The 16,175-nt window shown below is 38.7% G+C and carries 14 protein-coding genes and 2 pseudogenes (1 of these 16 cut by a window edge); 10 read left to right on the top strand and 6 right to left on the bottom strand.

Annotation, left to right across the window (positions count from 1 at the left end; translation table 11 throughout):
* Positions 1 to 54 precede the first annotated feature (54 nt).
* Positions 55 to 792, bottom strand: a complete 738-nt coding sequence (locus L652_RS0108910; RefSeq protein WP_024594862.1) for a hypothetical protein — start codon at positions 790 to 792, stop codon at positions 55 to 57.
* Between the two features lie 372 nt (positions 793 to 1,164).
* On the opposite strand from L652_RS0108910, the gene L652_RS0108905 reads away from it, so the two are divergent.
* Positions 1,165 to 1,512 (top strand): hypothetical protein, encoded by a 348-nt coding sequence (locus tag L652_RS0108905; protein WP_024594863.1) that lies wholly within the window; start codon positions 1,165 to 1,167, stop codon positions 1,510 to 1,512.
* A gap of 157 nt (positions 1,513 to 1,669) precedes the next feature.
* Here L652_RS0108905 and L652_RS01000000123545 read toward each other — a convergent pair.
* Positions 1,670 to 3,024, bottom strand: a pseudogene (locus L652_RS01000000123545) (NAD-dependent succinate-semialdehyde dehydrogenase).
* Positions 3,025 to 3,224: 200 nt separating this feature from the next.
* On the opposite strand from L652_RS01000000123545, the gene L652_RS0108895 reads away from it, so the two are divergent.
* Positions 3,225 to 4,265 carry a nitronate monooxygenase gene (locus tag L652_RS0108895; RefSeq protein WP_024597243.1) on the top strand — a complete coding sequence of 347 codons (1,041 nt, stop codon included), beginning with the start codon at positions 3,225 to 3,227 and terminating at the stop codon, positions 4,263 to 4,265.
* Between the two features lie 78 nt (positions 4,266 to 4,343).
* On the opposite strand, the gene L652_RS0108890 is transcribed toward L652_RS0108895, so the two are convergent.
* Positions 4,344 to 4,859 (bottom strand): NUDIX hydrolase, encoded by a 516-nt coding sequence (locus L652_RS0108890; RefSeq protein WP_024597244.1) that lies wholly within the window; start codon positions 4,857 to 4,859, stop codon positions 4,344 to 4,346.
* A gap of 234 nt (positions 4,860 to 5,093) precedes the next feature.
* Between L652_RS0108890 and L652_RS0108885 the strand changes: the two genes are divergently transcribed.
* The 6 genes from L652_RS0108885 (at position 5,094) to L652_RS0108860 (ending at position 11,440) form a co-directional block, all read left to right on the top strand.
* A complete protein-coding gene (locus tag L652_RS0108885) occupies positions 5,094 to 6,434 on the top strand; it encodes a sigma-54 dependent transcriptional regulator (protein ID WP_024597245.1) in 1,341 nt (446 codons plus the stop codon).
* Positions 6,435 to 6,448: 14 nt separating this feature from the next.
* Positions 6,449 to 6,658, top strand: a complete 210-nt coding sequence (locus L652_RS0108880; protein WP_024597246.1) for a hypothetical protein — start codon at positions 6,449 to 6,451, stop codon at positions 6,656 to 6,658.
* 38 nt (positions 6,659 to 6,696) lie between these two features.
* Positions 6,697 to 8,181 (top strand): sensor histidine kinase, encoded by a 1,485-nt coding sequence (locus L652_RS0108875; RefSeq protein WP_024597247.1) that lies wholly within the window; start codon positions 6,697 to 6,699, stop codon positions 8,179 to 8,181.
* On the top strand, positions 8,182 to 8,643 hold the full coding sequence (locus L652_RS0108870; protein WP_002958089.1) for a response regulator: 462 nt from the start codon (positions 8,182 to 8,184) through the stop codon (positions 8,641 to 8,643).
* A 10-nt stretch (positions 8,644 to 8,653) separates the two neighbouring features.
* Entirely contained in the window at positions 8,654 to 10,621 is a 1,968-nt protein-coding gene (locus tag L652_RS0108865; RefSeq protein ID WP_024597248.1) for a hybrid sensor histidine kinase/response regulator, read from the top strand.
* A gap of 198 nt (positions 10,622 to 10,819) precedes the next feature.
* Entirely contained in the window at positions 10,820 to 11,440 is a 621-nt protein-coding gene (locus L652_RS0108860) for a fumarylacetoacetate hydrolase family protein (protein WP_024597249.1), read from the top strand.
* Here L652_RS0108860 and L652_RS0108855 read toward each other — a convergent pair.
* The 3 genes from L652_RS0108855 to L652_RS0108845 all read right to left on the bottom strand — a co-directional run bounded on the left by L652_RS0108855 (position 11,391) and on the right by L652_RS0108845 (position 13,931).
* A complete protein-coding gene (locus L652_RS0108855; protein WP_024597250.1) occupies positions 11,391 to 12,314 on the bottom strand; it encodes an ABC transporter substrate-binding protein in 924 nt (307 codons plus the stop codon). The two genes, L652_RS0108860 and L652_RS0108855, sit on opposite strands and share 50 nt — an antisense overlap.
* 117 nt (positions 12,315 to 12,431) lie before the next feature.
* Positions 12,432 to 13,484, bottom strand: coding sequence for an aldo/keto reductase (locus tag L652_RS0108850; RefSeq protein ID WP_024597251.1), 1,053 nt, complete (start codon positions 13,482 to 13,484; stop codon positions 12,432 to 12,434).
* 18 nt (positions 13,485 to 13,502) lie between these two features.
* Positions 13,503 to 13,931 carry a thioesterase family protein gene (locus L652_RS0108845; RefSeq protein WP_002958095.1) on the bottom strand — a complete coding sequence of 143 codons (429 nt, stop codon included), beginning with the start codon at positions 13,929 to 13,931 and terminating at the stop codon, positions 13,503 to 13,505.
* 680 nt (positions 13,932 to 14,611) lie between these two features.
* Between L652_RS0108845 and dinB the strand changes: the two genes are divergently transcribed.
* Together dinB and L652_RS0108830 are read left to right on the top strand one after the other, a co-directional pair.
* Positions 14,612 to 15,664 (top strand): DNA polymerase IV, encoded by a 1,053-nt coding sequence (dinB, locus tag L652_RS0108835; RefSeq protein ID WP_033013346.1) that lies wholly within the window; start codon positions 14,612 to 14,614, stop codon positions 15,662 to 15,664.
* Positions 15,665 to 15,793: 129 nt separating this feature from the next.
* Positions 15,794 to 16,175: pseudogene (locus L652_RS0108830) on the top strand (leucyl aminopeptidase family protein) (it continues 1,148 nt past the right edge of the window).

Below are 16,175 nucleotides of genomic sequence, written 5' to 3'. Positions count from 1 at the left end.
TAGAAAGTGCCAATTGCGGACACTCATAACCTTAGTCACTTGTATGGTTGTATTTTATAGGAAGTGTAAGATTAACCTCCCAATTGAGTTCACTAAATCTCGGCTATAACTTGCTAGCCATTTATTGGACTCATTATCAAAATGTGAATCACTAAAACCATTTCTTGAGTTGCCAATGGCACTTGTAAGCGTTGATATGCTTGTAACCATATTCTGAGGAAATGGACCAATCGCATTTAGTTTTACAGTGATATCATCTCGCACAACTTTTGATAAAGGAATTAATTCACTTAAGTGAGAGCTTTGCGGTAAATGCTTGTGCACATAAGCTTTATATAAACCCTCTAGGCACGTATACGATAATGTCATCGAGTGATTATAATTTTTCTGGTCAATAACACTATCTATTTTTTTTAGGAGGGTATTTAACTTTTCAGAATTCCAGTTATCTTGAGGCAACACCGCTTGAGGCACAGGATTACCATAACCAAAAAGATATGATTTGAGCTCATCAGTTTCAATAGGGAAATGAGGAGAAATAATATCTATAAACGTTCTAAATACCTCTAATCTAACAGAGTCATCTAAACCGTCTAAAATATCCCAATAAAAGTCTTTTCTAGAAGTACTGAGACCTCGATTGTTTCTTTCTTTGATATATAGAGAATAACCAGGCTGTCCTTGGTCATACTGCTGAATAACTTTAATGAAGTCACCACCACTATGATACGCAGGTGTGTCTTTTTTATCTAAAAGTAAGAAAAGCCGACTAAATGCGGCGAGCCAATTCATGATGATACATCCTTATACAACTAACAGCTTATTGAACACCATTTTGGTGGTTTATAACACACCAAAATGGCGTATATTAAATACCATGATAATTTCACCAATAATTACCTTTGTAAACAAGTAATTAAAACAGCTAGGAATTAAGGATCTTATTTTGCCCCAAAGCGGCGTTTAATAATGTTATTGGACAAAATTAGATTTCTACTCGAAACACAGGAATAAATTTAACTTTTTTCAGTGTCCGGTTATCACTCATTGTTGCCTGTCAGGTTAAGTCTAGTGAAATAGATTGCATTGCATAATTAAAGTTTTTATATTGTTCGGCAATATTTTATTTGGTGCTAATAAAGCACTACGTGCAAAGGAAAGCATGTGAATTATAAAAAAATGTACTACCCAGTTAAGGCGCTTGCTGTTTTATCTTTAGTTGCTGTTGCTATTAAGTACTGGATGCCAACTGAAATTGGCTTTGCGTTTATGCTGTTGCCTTATTTGCTTCTATATTTTTTAGCTAACACTAAAAACTATAAAAATAAACGGCTCATTTTTATTAGAATTATAGCTGCATTATGTACTATTACTTTAGCGCCAGTACTTGTCTTTGGTATTGAACCTGACCCTCAGGCTGGGATTGGTATTATGTTTTTGCTGATAATGCAGCTAGCTGCAATTAGTGCCTCTGAATTTATTATATTATTCTTTTATGTTGATAATGATTAAAAAGTAAACTGCTCATTTACAGTTATTACTGTGTAGTTACTTTGCGGTTTGAACTTAGTAGAGACTAAGCTCTTCTTTAATCTAATTTTAAAGTTAAAAAACCTAAAAGCGGTTACCCACTTTTAGGTTTTCTAATGTATTAGTATTTAAAGCTAAATTAGCTATTGATCATAATACATTTGATATTCACAAATTCGCGCATACCAAAGCCGCCGTGCTCTCGGCCGTAGCCACTTTCCTTAACACCACCAAACGGTAGGTTAGGTTGTGCTAAACCGTAGCCGTTAATATTGATCATGCCTGTGTCAAAGTACTTTTTAGCAAGCTCAATGGCTTTTTTCTCATCTTTAGAGAAAATACCGCCGCCTAAACCGTAGCGAGAGTCGTTAGCGATGCGCATTGCATCGTCGTTGTCTTTGGCTTTAATAAGTGAAGCTACTGGGCCAAATAATTCGTCGTCATAGGCTGGCATACCAGGGGCTAAGTTATCTAGTAGAGTAGGTGGGTAGTAATAGCCTGTTTGCGAAGGTATTTCGCCGCCCGTTACTATGTTTGCACCTGCTTTAACTGATTCCATTACTTGGTCGTGAATGCCGTCGCGTAAATCTTCACGANGTCAGCCATTGGGTCGCCCATTTTCATGGCTTCAAATTGCTCTTTAATTTGCGCTTTAAAGTCATCGTAAAGTGACTCTACAACAACAAAACGTTTAGCTGAAACACACGTTTCACCGTTATTGATCATGCGCCCGGTTACACAGGTTTTAACTGCAAGCTCTAGGTCTGCGTCATTAAGTACTAAGTAAGCGTCGTTACTACCAAGCTCTAACACTGTTTTCTTAACGTGTTTACCTGCTTCTTCTGCTACTTTTTTACCTGTCGCATCACTACCGGTAAAGGTTACGCCGCTAATTGCTTTGTGCGAAATTAAAGAACTGGCTGTTTTGCCGTCGATAAGTAGATTGTTAAAGCAATACTCTGGGAAACCAGCTTGTTTAAATAGCTCTTCTATTTTTTCAGCCATGCCAAATACATTACCAGCATGTTTTAATACGGTTGTGTTACCCGCCATGATGTTAGCTGCACTGTAGCGAATTACCTGATAAAGCGGAAAGTTCCACGGTTGAATACCTAATAATACACCTGTTGGTTGGTAGCTGATAATTGCGCGGCCGCCGTCCATATCACGTTCTTCGTCAGCAAGTACTTCTGGGCCTTGTTCGGCTGTATAACGACAAATTCCTGCACATAGTTCAACTTCTTGAAAGCCTTGCTCGTAAACTTTACCCATTTCTTCGGTCATGAGTTTTGCAATAGCTTCTTTTTGATCTTCAAAGAGTGAGGCTAACTTATTAAGGTATTTTGCACGTTCAGTGAATGACGTTAATCGCCATTTTAAATATGTTTCGTGAGATTTTTCGATTACCTGTTCTGCTTCCTTTTGAGAAAGTAGTGTATAGGTTTCAATGGTTTGCTCAGTTGCGGGATTAATCGTTTTAACTGTGTTACTCATTTCTATCTCCTTACAAATTATGTATAGGTAATATTGCAAACCGAACGCCAACTATTTAAAGATATAAAATTAAACTGAACCTATTGTTATTTGTTGGTTTTTGTTTTTTATTTGTGAGTGTGCTGATTTTTTATTTAGTTAGTTTTCTGATATGTTCTGTAAATAATGCAAGTTGCAGAAAAAATTACATGGAGAATAAAATGATACGGACACTTTTTGATATTTCAGTTGCGCTAATACAAGCGCCCATGGCAGGTGTGCAAGATGCCAGCTTAGCTGCGAGTGTTTGTGAAGCAGGTGGGCTTGGCTCATTACCATGTGCGATGCTCTCTAATCAGCAGCTTATCGAACAGCTAGAGTTACTTAGCCGCTCAACCAGTAAGCCTTATAATCTTAACTTTTTTTGCCATTCAACTTTGCAATATACCAAACTGCAAAAACAACAATGGCATTCATTATTAGCCCCTTATTTTAATGAATATGCTATTGCTGAAAGTAGCTTAGTGGACGAAGCTTCTCGACAGCCAATAAATCAAAGTGTTATCGATATTATTGCGCCTTATAAACCTGCAGTGGTAAGTTTTCATTTTGGTTTACCTGCGCCTTCTTTGCTTGAACAAATTAAAAGTTGGGGGGCAAAAGTCATTTCTACCGCAACAACCTTTGAGGAAGCTAAATGGCTTGCTGATAATGGTGCTGATGCTGTTATTGCTCAAGGCTTAGAAGCGGGCGGACACCGTGGTCATTTTTTATCTATGGATTTAAGTTTGCATAAAAGCACGACTGAACTAGTGCAAGAATGTGTTGCGCACCTATCAGTTCCTATAATTGCTGCTGGTGGGATTGCAACTGAGGATGATGTAGCACATATACAAACATTAGGCGCATCAGGCGTACAAGTTGGGAGTGCGTATTTACTCTGTAATGAGGCGACTACGTCAATGCTTCATCGTGATGCTATTTTAGCTCAACAAAAAGATAGCACCGTGCTTACTACGTTGTTTTCAGGTCGCGCTGCGAGAGGAGTTTGTAATCGCGTTATGCAAGAGCTTGGTGCAATGCCTGCACATGTGCCACCATTTCCTTATGCAAGTATTGCTATAACGGCATTAAAAAGTCGAGCTGAATCGCTTGGTGATAGTAGTTTTTCGCCTTTGTGGTGTGGTCAAAAATACATTCCAAGAGAGAGCATTAGCGCGGCTCAGATTACACAAATATTAATGCAAAAATGGTCTGTATAAATGCGTAGCTGTAAATAGTTGAACTGATGTTAGCTACGCAGGGTAAGGGGCATATAAGTAATTAATCGTGAATCGTAATTAAAAAAGTTGCTTAGCAATCTTTTTGAGTAAATAGGTTTCACGAAGGAGCGATAACCCTTGCTTTTCGCTGTTAGCTAGCGTGCGTTCGTTATGTGCAATTGCGTCGTTTATATCAACCCATTTAGCAGTCATGCCATTTTGCTGTTCGTAATGCTCTAACTGCGCTTTGCCAAACTCGTCGGCAATACTACATACAAAGCAATACGATTTAATATGAATAATATCAAAATCGTCTTTATACCAAGGGCGATACTCTTCATAGAGTCCAAAAGCTTTAACTACACTTATTTGTTGTGCACCGGTTTCCTCGCTTAGTTCGCGAATTAAGCCTTGTTCAATACTTTCGCCGTCATCTACTCCACCGCCGGGTAGGCTGTAGTCTTCATAACGGTTTGTATACATTAAAAGTATTTTATTATTTTTAATTACAATGGCGCGAGCTGTTAAGCGTGTAAATTGAGTACCTTGGTCAATATTAATACCTGAATGTATTAAGGTTTTTAATTGCTGCATTTCGTCTCCTTTTTTAGGTTCTTAATAATAATAGTTGCTACCATTGTATAAATAGAAACGATTTTAATTATTAATCATAATTTGTGATCGATTTTTTTCAGCATACGTAAATATTAGGTTGGTAACATTAATAGCATTTAGTCGCTTAAGTTTATTTTAAAAATTAGATTCTGGGCGCACCTTTAAATTAATATCTAGGATGCGTAGAATAAGAAAAAAGCATAGGGATTTATCATGTTAGACATACTTTTAGTAGATGACGACGTTGAATTTAGTGACGTTGTTTGCCACATAGTCGAATTCCTCGGCCACAATATAAGCACAGCTACCAGTTTAAAAGAAGCACATCAATGGTTTGAAAATAATACCTTTGATCATGTGCTGCTTGATTTTATGCTGCCTGATGGTAGCGGTTTGCACTTACTTGATCACTTAAAAACGATTGGGCAATCTCCAAAAATTACACTTATTTCGGGCCATCCTTCAGTTAAAGGTATTTTAGCTGATATGTGTGAGCCAAATGTAGGGCATTTATTAAAACCATTACAACGTGAAGATTTAGAACTCGTTTTAAATGACCCTAAAAAAGCAGTCAAAAAAGCAAAGTCGAGCGGTATTGTACGCCACTTTGGCGGTTTAATTGGTGAATCTGAGCCAATGCAAAAGCTTTACAACATGATTGAACGCGTAGCTAAAACAAATGCTAACGTGATGCTTATGGGTGAAAGTGGTGCAGGTAAAGAAGTAGTGGCTCAAGCTATTCATAACGCAAGCCAGTGCGAAGGGCCATTAGTTGCTAGCAACTGTGGCGCACTTTCAAAAGAGTTAATTGGTAGTGAGTTATTTGGCCACGAAAAAGGCGCATTTACAGGCGCAATTGCACGTAAAGAAGGTGTATTTGAGCAATCAAATAACGGTACTTTGTTTTTAGATGAAGTAACTGAAATGCCAATTGATATGCAGCCAAATTTACTGCGAGTGCTTGAAACTAAAAAGGTAACACGCGTAGGTGGTAACAGAGAAATACCAACCAATTGCCGTGTTATTTCAGCCACTAACCGCTCGCTTACCGATTTAGCACAAAATAATGTTATTCGTGAAGATATTTACTTTAGGTTGGCTGTTTTTCCTATTGATATACCGCCACTTCGCGATAGAAAAGAAGATGTACCGTTATTAGCAAAAGCCTTTTTAGATCAACTTAATGACGAAAACGGCACTGCCTTTAGTTGGACTGCCGTACAGCTCAAAGAGCTGCAAAGCTATGAATGGCCGGGTAATGTGCGAGAGCTCCGCCATGCTATACACCGTGCATTTATTATGAGCGACCCACAAACCAGCGACATTATTTTACCTGATAACTTAGAGTCACCTTTTTCGCGCGTTAATAATCAAGCTGCCGAAAAGCCTGTATCAGCAGGGCAAACAATTGAAGAAGTTGAAAAAGAACTTATTCATGCAACGCTTGATAAGGTGCAAGGTAATAAAACGCTTGCTGCACAAATGCTGGGTATTAGTACTAAAACACTTTATAACCGCCTTAATGCATATGGCGGTATTGGCGAATATAAATAGATTTGAGGAAGGGCATGACATCCGATAACCAAATAGAGCAACTCAATAAATTAGTACACGATGCAAGAGGGCCGCTAAATCGTATTTCGATGAATGCTGAGCTGATTAAATTGGTACTTGAAAACGATATGCCAAAAGAAAAAGCGTTAGATGCACTTGATAAAATTATCAATAATTGCCAACAGTGCAGCGAAAGTTTGCAAAAAATATCAGACTCTCAATAAGTATTAAGTGTTGTATAAACTTTAATTCGGGAAGCTAAATGAGCAAGAAAAAACAGCAAGGTAAGGCTAATATTACGTGGGCAACATTTATGGTGGTTGTGCTAGGTATTATTGTGGGCAACGCATTTTTAGCATTGAATACGATTCAAGGCTTAACACAAACCCAAAAAAGTTTAGACAACACTAGCATGCTAACCACAGCAATTGAAAAGCTGCATCTATCCATAGTGCAGGCTGAGTCTGGGCAGCGTGGTTATTTATTGACAGAAGAGGCTGACTATTTAGCGCCTTATTATGACGCTATTGGGCAAATTGAGGCGCAAACAGATCATGTCAAGTCGCTTCACTCTGAGATTGACGGTCAAGCTGAGCGTATAGCCCAGTTGTTAGTTCTTGTAGATAGTAAAATTAAAGAATTAAAACAAACTGTAAACCTTGCGCTAGATGACAAAGAAAGACGTGCGATGTATGTATTAAATACACATAAAGGAAGAAAGCTTTATAAGCAAATTAGAGAGTATGTTAATGAAATTCAAGACCGTGAATTACTCTTTAAAGTAAGCCATTTTTCTAAATTAGCACAGATTAAAAATGAGGCTAAAATTACATTCGCTATAACAGCAATAACCAGTGGGTTGCTGATTATTGGTATGTTTATTATGACGCGCCTTAATTTAAGAAATGCAGCACAATATCGTTTTGAGCTTGAAAAACAAAACGAAACATTAGCAATTAAGGTTTCTGAGCGGACACAAGAGCTAACATTATATTCAGATGAATTGAGCCGAAGTAACCGAGAGCTTGAAGAGTTTGCTTTTGTAGCAAGTCATGACTTACAAGAACCTCTTAGAAAAATCCAAGCCTTTAGTGACCGTCTCGAAACTATGTTTAAAGATGAGCTAGGTGAAAAGGGGATGGATTACATTGGGCGCATGAAAAATGCAGCGCAGCGTATGTCTAACCTAATAAACGACTTATTAGAGTTTTCGCGTATTACAACGCGTGGCAAAGACTTTGACGATACGAATTTAAATGAAGTTGTAGCTGATATATTAAGTGATTTAGAGATAGCAATAAAAGAGTCTGAAGCACAAATTGATGTGGAGGATTTGCCAGTTATTCAGGCTGATAAAAGCCAAATGCAGCAGCTGTTTTTAAACTTGTTGTCGAACGCTGTTAAATTTAGGCGTCCAAATATAAGCCCGCACATAAAAATCAGTTATCAAGATGAAGATATTTTCAGCTCTGATCATAATACTCATTTAAGTTTTCAAGTTATTACCATAGAAGATAACGGTATTGGTTTTTCACAAGACTATGCCGATAAAATATTTGTACCGTTTCAGCGATTACATGGACGCTCACAATATAAAGGCACGGGTATTGGCCTTTCTGTATGTAGGCGGATTGTGGAGCGCCACGGCGGAACAATTACAGCCCAAAGTAAAGACGGTGAAGGTGCAACCTTTATTATAAAATTACCTGTGGAAGCTGAGCTTTTCACATTGCAAGGAGAGGCTTAAATGCCCTATTCAAAAGTAAAACCGATTACTATTTTAATGGCAGACGACGATGAAGATGATCGTTTGTTAACACAAGATGCCCTTGCTGAAAGTCGTGTACTTAACGAGCTTCACTTTGTTGAAGATGGCGTTGAGTTGCTTGAGTATTTAGAGCGTAAAGGTAAGTTTGAAGACAAAACAGTGTCGCCACGACCAGGGCTTATATTACTTGATTTAAATATGCCTAGAATGGATGGCCGTGAAGCGCTTGAAGCTATAAAAGGAAACCCTAACTTAAAGGGAATTCCGGTTGTTATATTAACTACGTCTAAACAAGAAGAAGACATGGTTAAAGGGTATAACTTAGGTGCTGCATCTTACATTACAAAACCAGTAACGTTTGATGGTTTGGTTGATTTGATGAAAACGCTAGGAAAATACTGGGTAGAATTTGTAGAGCTACCGACAACATTTAACGATTAATGGAGATTGTATGTTAGATAAAGTGACTCAGTTGCTGCTTGTAGAAGACGATGAAGATGATTACATACTCACCTGCGACTATCTGGACCAATTGGATTCACACACGTTTAACATTCAATGGATAAGCTCTCCAGAGCAGGCAATTGCAACGCTTAGTAAAAATGAGCACGACATTTGCCTGCTTGATTACCGCTTGGGTGCATCGAATGGTTTAGATGTATTAAAAGAAGCAATTGCCAATGGCTTTAGCGGTCCTATTATTATGTTAACGGGGCAATCTAATGATGAGTTAGACTCAGCTGCGCTTGATGCGGGCGCCGTTGATTACTTAATTAAAACAGAAATGAGTTCGAGCCGATTTGCGCGTGCTATTCGTTATGCTTTAGCGCGTAAAGATGTAGAAGGTGAGCGAGTTGAACGCTTAAAAGCTGAAGCCGAAAATCGTTCAAAAGATCGATTTTTAGCTCATTTGAGCCATGAGTTACGTACCCCTCTATCGTCTATTTTAGGTTACACCGAACTGTTAATGCAGAGCGACTTTAGTCAGCAAGCAGAAAATGAATTGGGTGTTATTTATCGAAACGGTAAACACTTATTGAGCTTGTTAAACGATGTGCTCGATTTGTCAAAAATAGCAGCCGATAAACTGGAACTTACCCTAAGCGAAGTTAACCTTGATAGCATGCTTGCCGATGTATACACGCTAATGCGCGTATCGGTGCTTGATAAGGGTCTTACGTTGCGCTTTGAATCTCATCAGCCATTACCTCTAGTTGCACGACTGGATGCAACAAGAGTTCGTCAAATTTTAATAAATCTAATAAATAATGCGGTTAAATTTACCGATAAAGGCGAAATTGTTGTTAATGCGTGGACGCAATGGGTTGATGGCACTGAAATGCTATTTTTTAGCATTAAAGATTCAGGTATGGGCATTGCCCCTGAAAAACAAGAACTTATATTTAAGCCTTTTGAACAAATAGCCGATGTAGAATCACGCTCTGTAGGTGGCGCAGGCTTAGGTTTGGCAATATGTGCTGAATTGTTAGCGCGTATGCACGGTGATATTAGTTTGCACTCTGAAATAGGCAAAGGTTCTACATTTACTATTTCGGTTTATCCGGGTGACATTAGTGGAGTAGAACGCCAAACGCTTAATTTTAGTAGCGCACCACAATTACAAAGTAAATCAGCTCCTTGTAAGGTACACGGACGAGTATTAGTAGTTGATGATTTACGTGATTTACGCATGCTAGTTGGTCATATGATCAGTACCTGTGGTGCGCGCGTAGATTATGCCGAACATGGCCAGCAAGCGCTTGAAAAAGTACGCATAGCAGATGCGTATAAAGCGCCTTACGACATTATTTTTATTGATATTCATATGCCTGTAATGGGCGGCAAGGAAGCTACCATAGAGCTTAGAAAAATGGGCTATAAAGGCCCAATAATTGCGCTCACTGCCGCTACGATGAAAGGCATACATGAAGAGCTTGCTGCACTTGGTTTTAACGATGTAATACCAAAGCCTGTTGATAGCGCGGCTTTATATCAATGTTTGCAAGATTACTTGGTAGCGCCAGAGCATGCACCGCAAGCTAAAGATATAAATTGTAGTAATGGCTTAACCGAGAAAAAGCAGCGCTTTTTACTTGTGGAAGACGATCACGATGCAGCGCAAATTACGCAACTACTTTTAGAAAGTTTAGGCGTTGAAACCGTCATTGCGTCTAGCTGCGCACAATGTTTGCAAATACTTAATCACGACCAGCAATTTAATAAGGTATTGTTAGATATGCATTTACCTGATGGTCGTGGCGTTGACTTAGGTCAGCAAATTAATGAACGATATCCAGATCTACGTTTAGTAATTGTAAGTGGCGCAGAGCCAGATCCAAGAGAAATAAAAGATTTAAATATTGACCGAGTTTTACTTAAACCTATTAATTTGAGCTTACTTGAAACGCTTATTAGCTAGGGACTGTTTCTCTTTTTAGGTTGAATTCATCAGTATGTTTGGTGTTTAGGCAAGGCTGAGCTTGTGTAGTATGGTTATTTCCTATAAATAGGCGATAGCGAAGCAAAAATGCCGAACATGCGTTGCCCGATAGCTCCTAGATTGAACAAATTTTAATTCTGAAAGGTCAACAGGCCCAATAACTGAGACATTATTTATATGCATTCAATAAAGTTAGTATCTGAAGAGTTAACACCATCAAAAGTAGTGTGTGTTGGGCGTAATTATACCGCACACATTGCAGAGCTAAATAACGAAACGCCAGAGCAAATGGTTTTATTTAATAAGCCAAATAGCGCAATTACTAATACGTTATTTGCAGCTCACAACGGCGATACGCTACATTATGAAACCGAGTTGTGTTTTGTAGTTAAAAATAAAAAATTTGTAGGTGTTGGACTCGGCCTTGATTTAACTAAGCGTACTGTGCAAAGTAAATTAAAAAATAAAGGGCTTCCATGGGAGCGCGCTAAAGCGTTCGACGGCTCTGTAATTTTAACTGATTTTGTAGCGCTAACTGATGCAATGAAGCACTTTACTTTTGAACTTAAAATTAATAATGAAGTGATTCAGCGAGGTGATACTCATTTTATGCTGCACAACCCTGACTCAATTTTACAAGAAATTAGTGAATTTATGAGCTTAGAAGACGGTGATGTAATAATGACAGGTACACCGTCGGGCGTAGGTGAGGTAACAGCTAAAAGTATTTTTGCAGTGGCGCTTTATGCTAATGATCAGTGTTTGCTTGAGCATCAGTGGCAAGTAAGTAAAAGTTAACGACTTGCTGTTGGTAGTGTTTATCAAAGTCAGTAAAGGTGGTTTTAAGCCAGTTATGCTGACTTTGTTGATACTCAGGCGATTGGAGTACATTATTTTTTAATGCGCGGTTAATTTTTTTAAGGGCTTGCTCTGCAAAATTATTAGGTGCTTTAGCCGCACAGCCTATTGCTCCTCTTATAAATTGAATGTCATTTTCTGCAATTGGCACACTTTCTATATACGTATACTCCCCTTGTTTATTAAAGTAATCAGCCATAAACGGGTAATCAATTGAGTAGTCTAAAAAGCCGTGACTCAAGCGTGCTATAACAGCCTGACTTTCATTTTCGCTACTCCAACTTAACGACGACTCTTTATCTCGTTTTGTATTTTCAATAATTGTATTAATTTTAGTTGTAAATTTACGTGCAGCCGCTTGCCCGTATACATATTGCGGGTCGGTTAATAAATTAATAAGGTGAATAGGCGAGCCGTGCTTTTCTTCTAATTGCGGCTTTAGCTCTTTAGTCGTGATAATTGAAAATGGGGGATATACCGTTGTTGGATTTGAGTAGTTAAGTTGTTGGTTATTATTTTTTTTATAAATAACACACGGAAAACATACATTTTTTCCTTCATTTAAATATTTATTTATACGCTGCTGAGGAACAATTAAGCGGGTATGTTTTACATCAGTTATGGTTCTGATGAGTTGCTCGGTTAGGTTGTCGCAAATACCGCCTTGTGGTGCGCTTTCACTTTTAGCTATATGAAAAGGGGGCGTGTAACTTTGCAGCCAAATAATCTCTTCTAGAGGTTGTACTTTTTGCTCAACGGCGTGCGCGTTGAATACAATTAATAAGCAAAATGCATAGTATCCGTTTTTCAGCATTGATAAGTGTTCGTTGAATTAAGAAAACTTAATAAAAGTATAGTGTTGGTTGTAGTAGGGTCAAATATTTTAGTTTAAAAGCAACCTCATTCAAGGCTGCTTTTAACTCATACATGCTTAATAAGGCATCGGATGGTTTCTAAATATGGTGTTAATCTCACTAAGAATTTCGTCGTTTAGCGTTATGCTAAATGCGTCTATATCTTCCTTTAATTGAGCTATAGATGTTGCCCCGATAATTGAAGAAGTTACGCCATCTACTTGGTTACACCATGCTAAGGCTAGTTGTGCTGGAGTAATATTGTTTGCATGAGCCAGCTCAACATACTGCTTAGTGGCTTGCTCTGCATTGGGTGTATCTCTAAAAATACCGTTACGCTGCATGAAGGTCCAACGAGAACCTTCTGGGCGAGCTCCATTTAGATATTTACCCGTTAATAAACCGGCTGCTAAAGGCGACCACGGTAAGTAGGCAATATCTTCGTGTACACATTGTTCTATTAAATACGGCCAGTCTTTAGCGTGCGCTAAGCTAAACTCATTTTGAATAGATACCATACGCGGTAAGTTATGCTCTTTGGCCAAACTTAAAAACTGGCTTATACCCCATGGCGTATCGTCAGATAAACCGCAGTGTTTAATTTTACCTGCTTTAACACATTCATTAAGGCCTTCTAGAATATCAAGCATACTAGCTTGCTGCTCTTGTGTATTTACGTCGGTAAATTTAAGAGTGCCGGGCCATTGTCTGCCAAAGTGAGGGGTAGAGCGGTTTGGCCAATGTAGTTGATATAAATCAATGTAGTCTGTTTGAAGTCGCTTAAGTGAATCATCCACGGCTTCTATTACTGTTTGGCGAGTAATATTGCCGCCATCACGTACCCACGATAATCCATTGCCTGCAATTTTTGTAGCTAGTACCACATCGCTGCGTTTTTGTTTATTACGCGATAGCCAGTCGCCAATAATCTCCTCGGTTTTACCATAGGTCTTTGGCGAAGGAGGCACAGCATACATTTCGGCTGTATCAATAAAGTTTACGCCTTGCTCTAGCGCGTAGGCTATTTGTTCATCAGCGTCGCTTTGAGTATTTTGTTTACCCCAAGTCATACTCCCTAGGCACACTCGAGATACGTTTACGCCACTGCTACCTAGTGGGTTGTATTGCATAAAAATTCCTTAACTAAATTAGTTTTGAGCATGGCTGATTAAAGCCGATAAAAGAGGCTCGGAGATTGGGGCTTTTTGCCCTGTAGTAAAATCAAACATTACAACTTTAGATGCACCCGTAGTCGTTATTGCTTTTTGTGCATGGCTATAAACGGTGTAGTTCATGGTAAAGCGATCTGTTTTAAGATCTGTAATTGTAACGCCTACAGTGAGTGTGTCGGGAAAAGTTACTGGGCGTTTATAGCGAACGTTATTTTCGCTTATTACTGGGCCCACACCGTTTGGGCTTATTGTGTCGAACAGATTTATTTTATTTAAAAAGTCGATTCGGGCTATTTCAAAGTAACGTAAATACACTACATTATTTACGTGTTGTAGCGCATCCATATCAGCCCATGCTACGGTGATATCGGTATGAATAGGGTGCTGATCTTTAAACGTTTGCATTATTTATTGGCCCTTGATTTTAAAGTACTTAGATTATCAACATGGTGTTACGAGCTCAAGGTAATTAATGGCATGTTTTTTTTATAAGATGATTGTACCTGTTTAATTTTAGGTCTACAGTTAAATTACACAGACACACAAAAACACACACAAAGGTAATAATATGCAGAATATAATTAATTGGTCCTTAGCTTGTTTGGTTTTTATAGCCTCTTTTACCTGTTACGCGATGGGGAATGAATCTGGCGCTATCATTTTAATGTTGGCAGGATTTTTATTTGAGGTTATGTATTGGCTACGAGGTTATAAGAGATCGGAGGACAATAAACACTTTTTTTAATCGTTAACTAGGGCCTGTTGACCTTTCAGGATTAAAATTTGTTCAATCTAGGGGCTATTTAATCGCGGCGCGAGGTTTGTGACCTAGTGGGCTAAGTAAAAACCGAGCAACAAAGAGTAAATTGCCCCTAGGCAGAACCCTTCGGGCAGCATATGTTTGGCATTTGTGCTACGTTATCGCCTATTTATGGGGAATAACCACACTACATAGGCTCTGCCTTGCCTAAATACCAAACATACTGCTGCAAATTTAACCTCGAAAGATAAACAGGCCCTAGGCTTGCATATCACATTTTATTCTATAATAATGACTGTATAAATAACCAGTTATTATTGTGGTGATGAAGAAGTTTATTCACATAGACATGGATTGCTTTTATGCAGCAGTAGAGATGCGAGATAATCCAAAACTTGCATGTGTACCGCTTGCTATTGGAGGCAATAGCCGACGAGGCGTGCTCTCAACCGCTAACTATATAGCTAGAGAGTATGGTGTGCGCTCGGCTATGTCGAACTATCATGCTAAACAATTATGCCCCGATTTAGTTATTGTCCCAGGGCGCATGGCTGTATACAAAGAAGCTTCAAACCAAATACGTGAAGTATTTAGCCGCTATACAGACTTAATTGAACCCCTTTCTTTAGACGAAGCCTACCTAGATGTAACAGACAGCACCGCTTGTAAAGGCAGTGCCACACTTATTGCACAGCAAATAAGAGCCGATATTTACAATACTACAGGGCTCACTGCATCAGCTGGTATTGCACCGATTAAATTTATTGCCAAAATAGCCAGTGACGAAAATAAACCGAATGGTCAATTTGTCGTTTTGCCTGATGAGGTCGATGACTTTTTAGCGCAATTACCGCTTGGGAAAATTCCAGGAGTGGGCAAAGTAACGCTCGAAAAGCTAAATTTAAAAGGCTTATATACCGGCAAGGATGTACGTGAAAAAGGCGTTAACTGGATGCAGCAACATGTGGGTAATTTTGGTGTGTCGCTTTATCAAAAATGTGCAGGTGAGTATGTTGGTAAAGTATCCACAGATCGTATAAGAAAATCGCTGAGTGTTGAACATACCTACGAGTACAACAAAACAAGTTTGCAAGAGTGCTTAGATGAGCTGCCAAGGTTGTTAGACGAATTAGTTTTAAGGCTTAATAAACAGCAGTTACGAAACCGTATTAATAAATTGAGTGTTAAGGTGAAGTTTGCAAATTTTGTAGTGACCTCTGCCGATCAGGTATACCACGAGCTCAACACAGAAATATTTGTTCAACTACTTACTAAGGCCTACCAGCGTGGGCTACAACAGCCTGTAAGATTACTTGGCATAGGCGTTGGCATTAAAAACGAGCCAGAGCAAAACTTCCAACTTAGTATTCTCGATTAAGCTGTAAAGCCTGTAACTCCAAGTTGCCATTTATTGATAGGTTATGTGATTAGCTCATCGCTCCTTGCTGGTCTTCAATATTTAAATCGACGATAATAGGGGCTTATGTTTTCTAACAGGACCTTATTTATGGCATACCCTCAAGCGGTTAGTGCAAGCCTTGAATGCACATCTCATGATGCGCTTATTATTATTAGTAATGACTTTTCTCAGTTACCAAATAACTCATTACGTGATGCTATTTTAGCTCAAGCAAACGTAGATTCTCGCATCGGTAAGCAAGTTACTTTATTAGTAATTGAAAACAAGCGCGTTGTACTTGCGCCAACCGGTCCGTTAAATAGAGATTACGACGACGTGCGTCGTTATTTTGATGCTGCTAAATTAGCAATTAACGAAGCAAAAGCGTCGGGCAGTGTTAACCCAGCATTATTTTTAACAAATTTAAATGGCGATAGCCGTTATCAGCATGCTTTAGAAGTTGCTTATTTAGGCGCTTGCCAAGCCTTAT

Source organism: Pseudoalteromonas sp. TB25, assembly GCF_000497995.1.
Taxonomy (GTDB): Bacteria; Pseudomonadota; Gammaproteobacteria; order Enterobacterales; family Alteromonadaceae; genus Pseudoalteromonas; species Pseudoalteromonas distincta.
The sequence above is the reverse complement of the archived record's forward strand: the minus strand, read 5'-3'. Positions and strand labels throughout refer to the sequence as shown.

What these genes read in the sequence shown, in the direction of transcription:
- L652_RS0108910 (WP_024594862.1), bottom strand. Translation starts at nt 792, where the DNA reads ATGAATTGGCTCGCCGCATTTAGTCGGCTTTTCTTACTTTTAGATAAA.
- L652_RS0108895 (WP_024597243.1), top strand. Translation starts at nt 3,225, where the DNA reads ATGATACGGACACTTTTTGATATTTCAGTTGCGCTAATACAAGCGCCC.
- L652_RS0108890 (WP_024597244.1), bottom strand. Translation starts at nt 4,859, where the DNA reads ATGCAGCAATTAAAAACCTTAATACATTCAGGTATTAATATTGACCAA.
- L652_RS0108885 (WP_024597245.1), top strand. Translation starts at nt 5,094, where the DNA reads ATGTTAGACATACTTTTAGTAGATGACGACGTTGAATTTAGTGACGTT.
- L652_RS0108880 (WP_024597246.1), top strand. Translation starts at nt 6,449, where the DNA reads ATGACATCCGATAACCAAATAGAGCAACTCAATAAATTAGTACACGAT.
- L652_RS0108875 (WP_024597247.1), top strand. Translation starts at nt 6,697, where the DNA reads ATGAGCAAGAAAAAACAGCAAGGTAAGGCTAATATTACGTGGGCAACA.
- L652_RS0108870 (WP_002958089.1), top strand. Translation starts at nt 8,182, where the DNA reads ATGCCCTATTCAAAAGTAAAACCGATTACTATTTTAATGGCAGACGAC.
- L652_RS0108865 (WP_024597248.1), top strand. Translation starts at nt 8,654, where the DNA reads ATGTTAGATAAAGTGACTCAGTTGCTGCTTGTAGAAGACGATGAAGAT.
- L652_RS0108860 (WP_024597249.1), top strand. Translation starts at nt 10,820, where the DNA reads ATGCATTCAATAAAGTTAGTATCTGAAGAGTTAACACCATCAAAAGTA.
- L652_RS0108855 (WP_024597250.1), bottom strand. Translation starts at nt 12,314, where the DNA reads ATGCTGAAAAACGGATACTATGCATTTTGCTTATTAATTGTATTCAAC.
- L652_RS0108850 (WP_024597251.1), bottom strand. Translation starts at nt 13,484, where the DNA reads ATGCAATACAACCCACTAGGTAGCAGTGGCGTAAACGTATCTCGAGTG.
- L652_RS0108845 (WP_002958095.1), bottom strand. Translation starts at nt 13,931, where the DNA reads ATGCAAACGTTTAAAGATCAGCACCCTATTCATACCGATATCACCGTA.
- dinB (WP_033013346.1), top strand. Translation starts at nt 14,612, where the DNA reads ATGAAGAAGTTTATTCACATAGACATGGATTGCTTTTATGCAGCAGTA.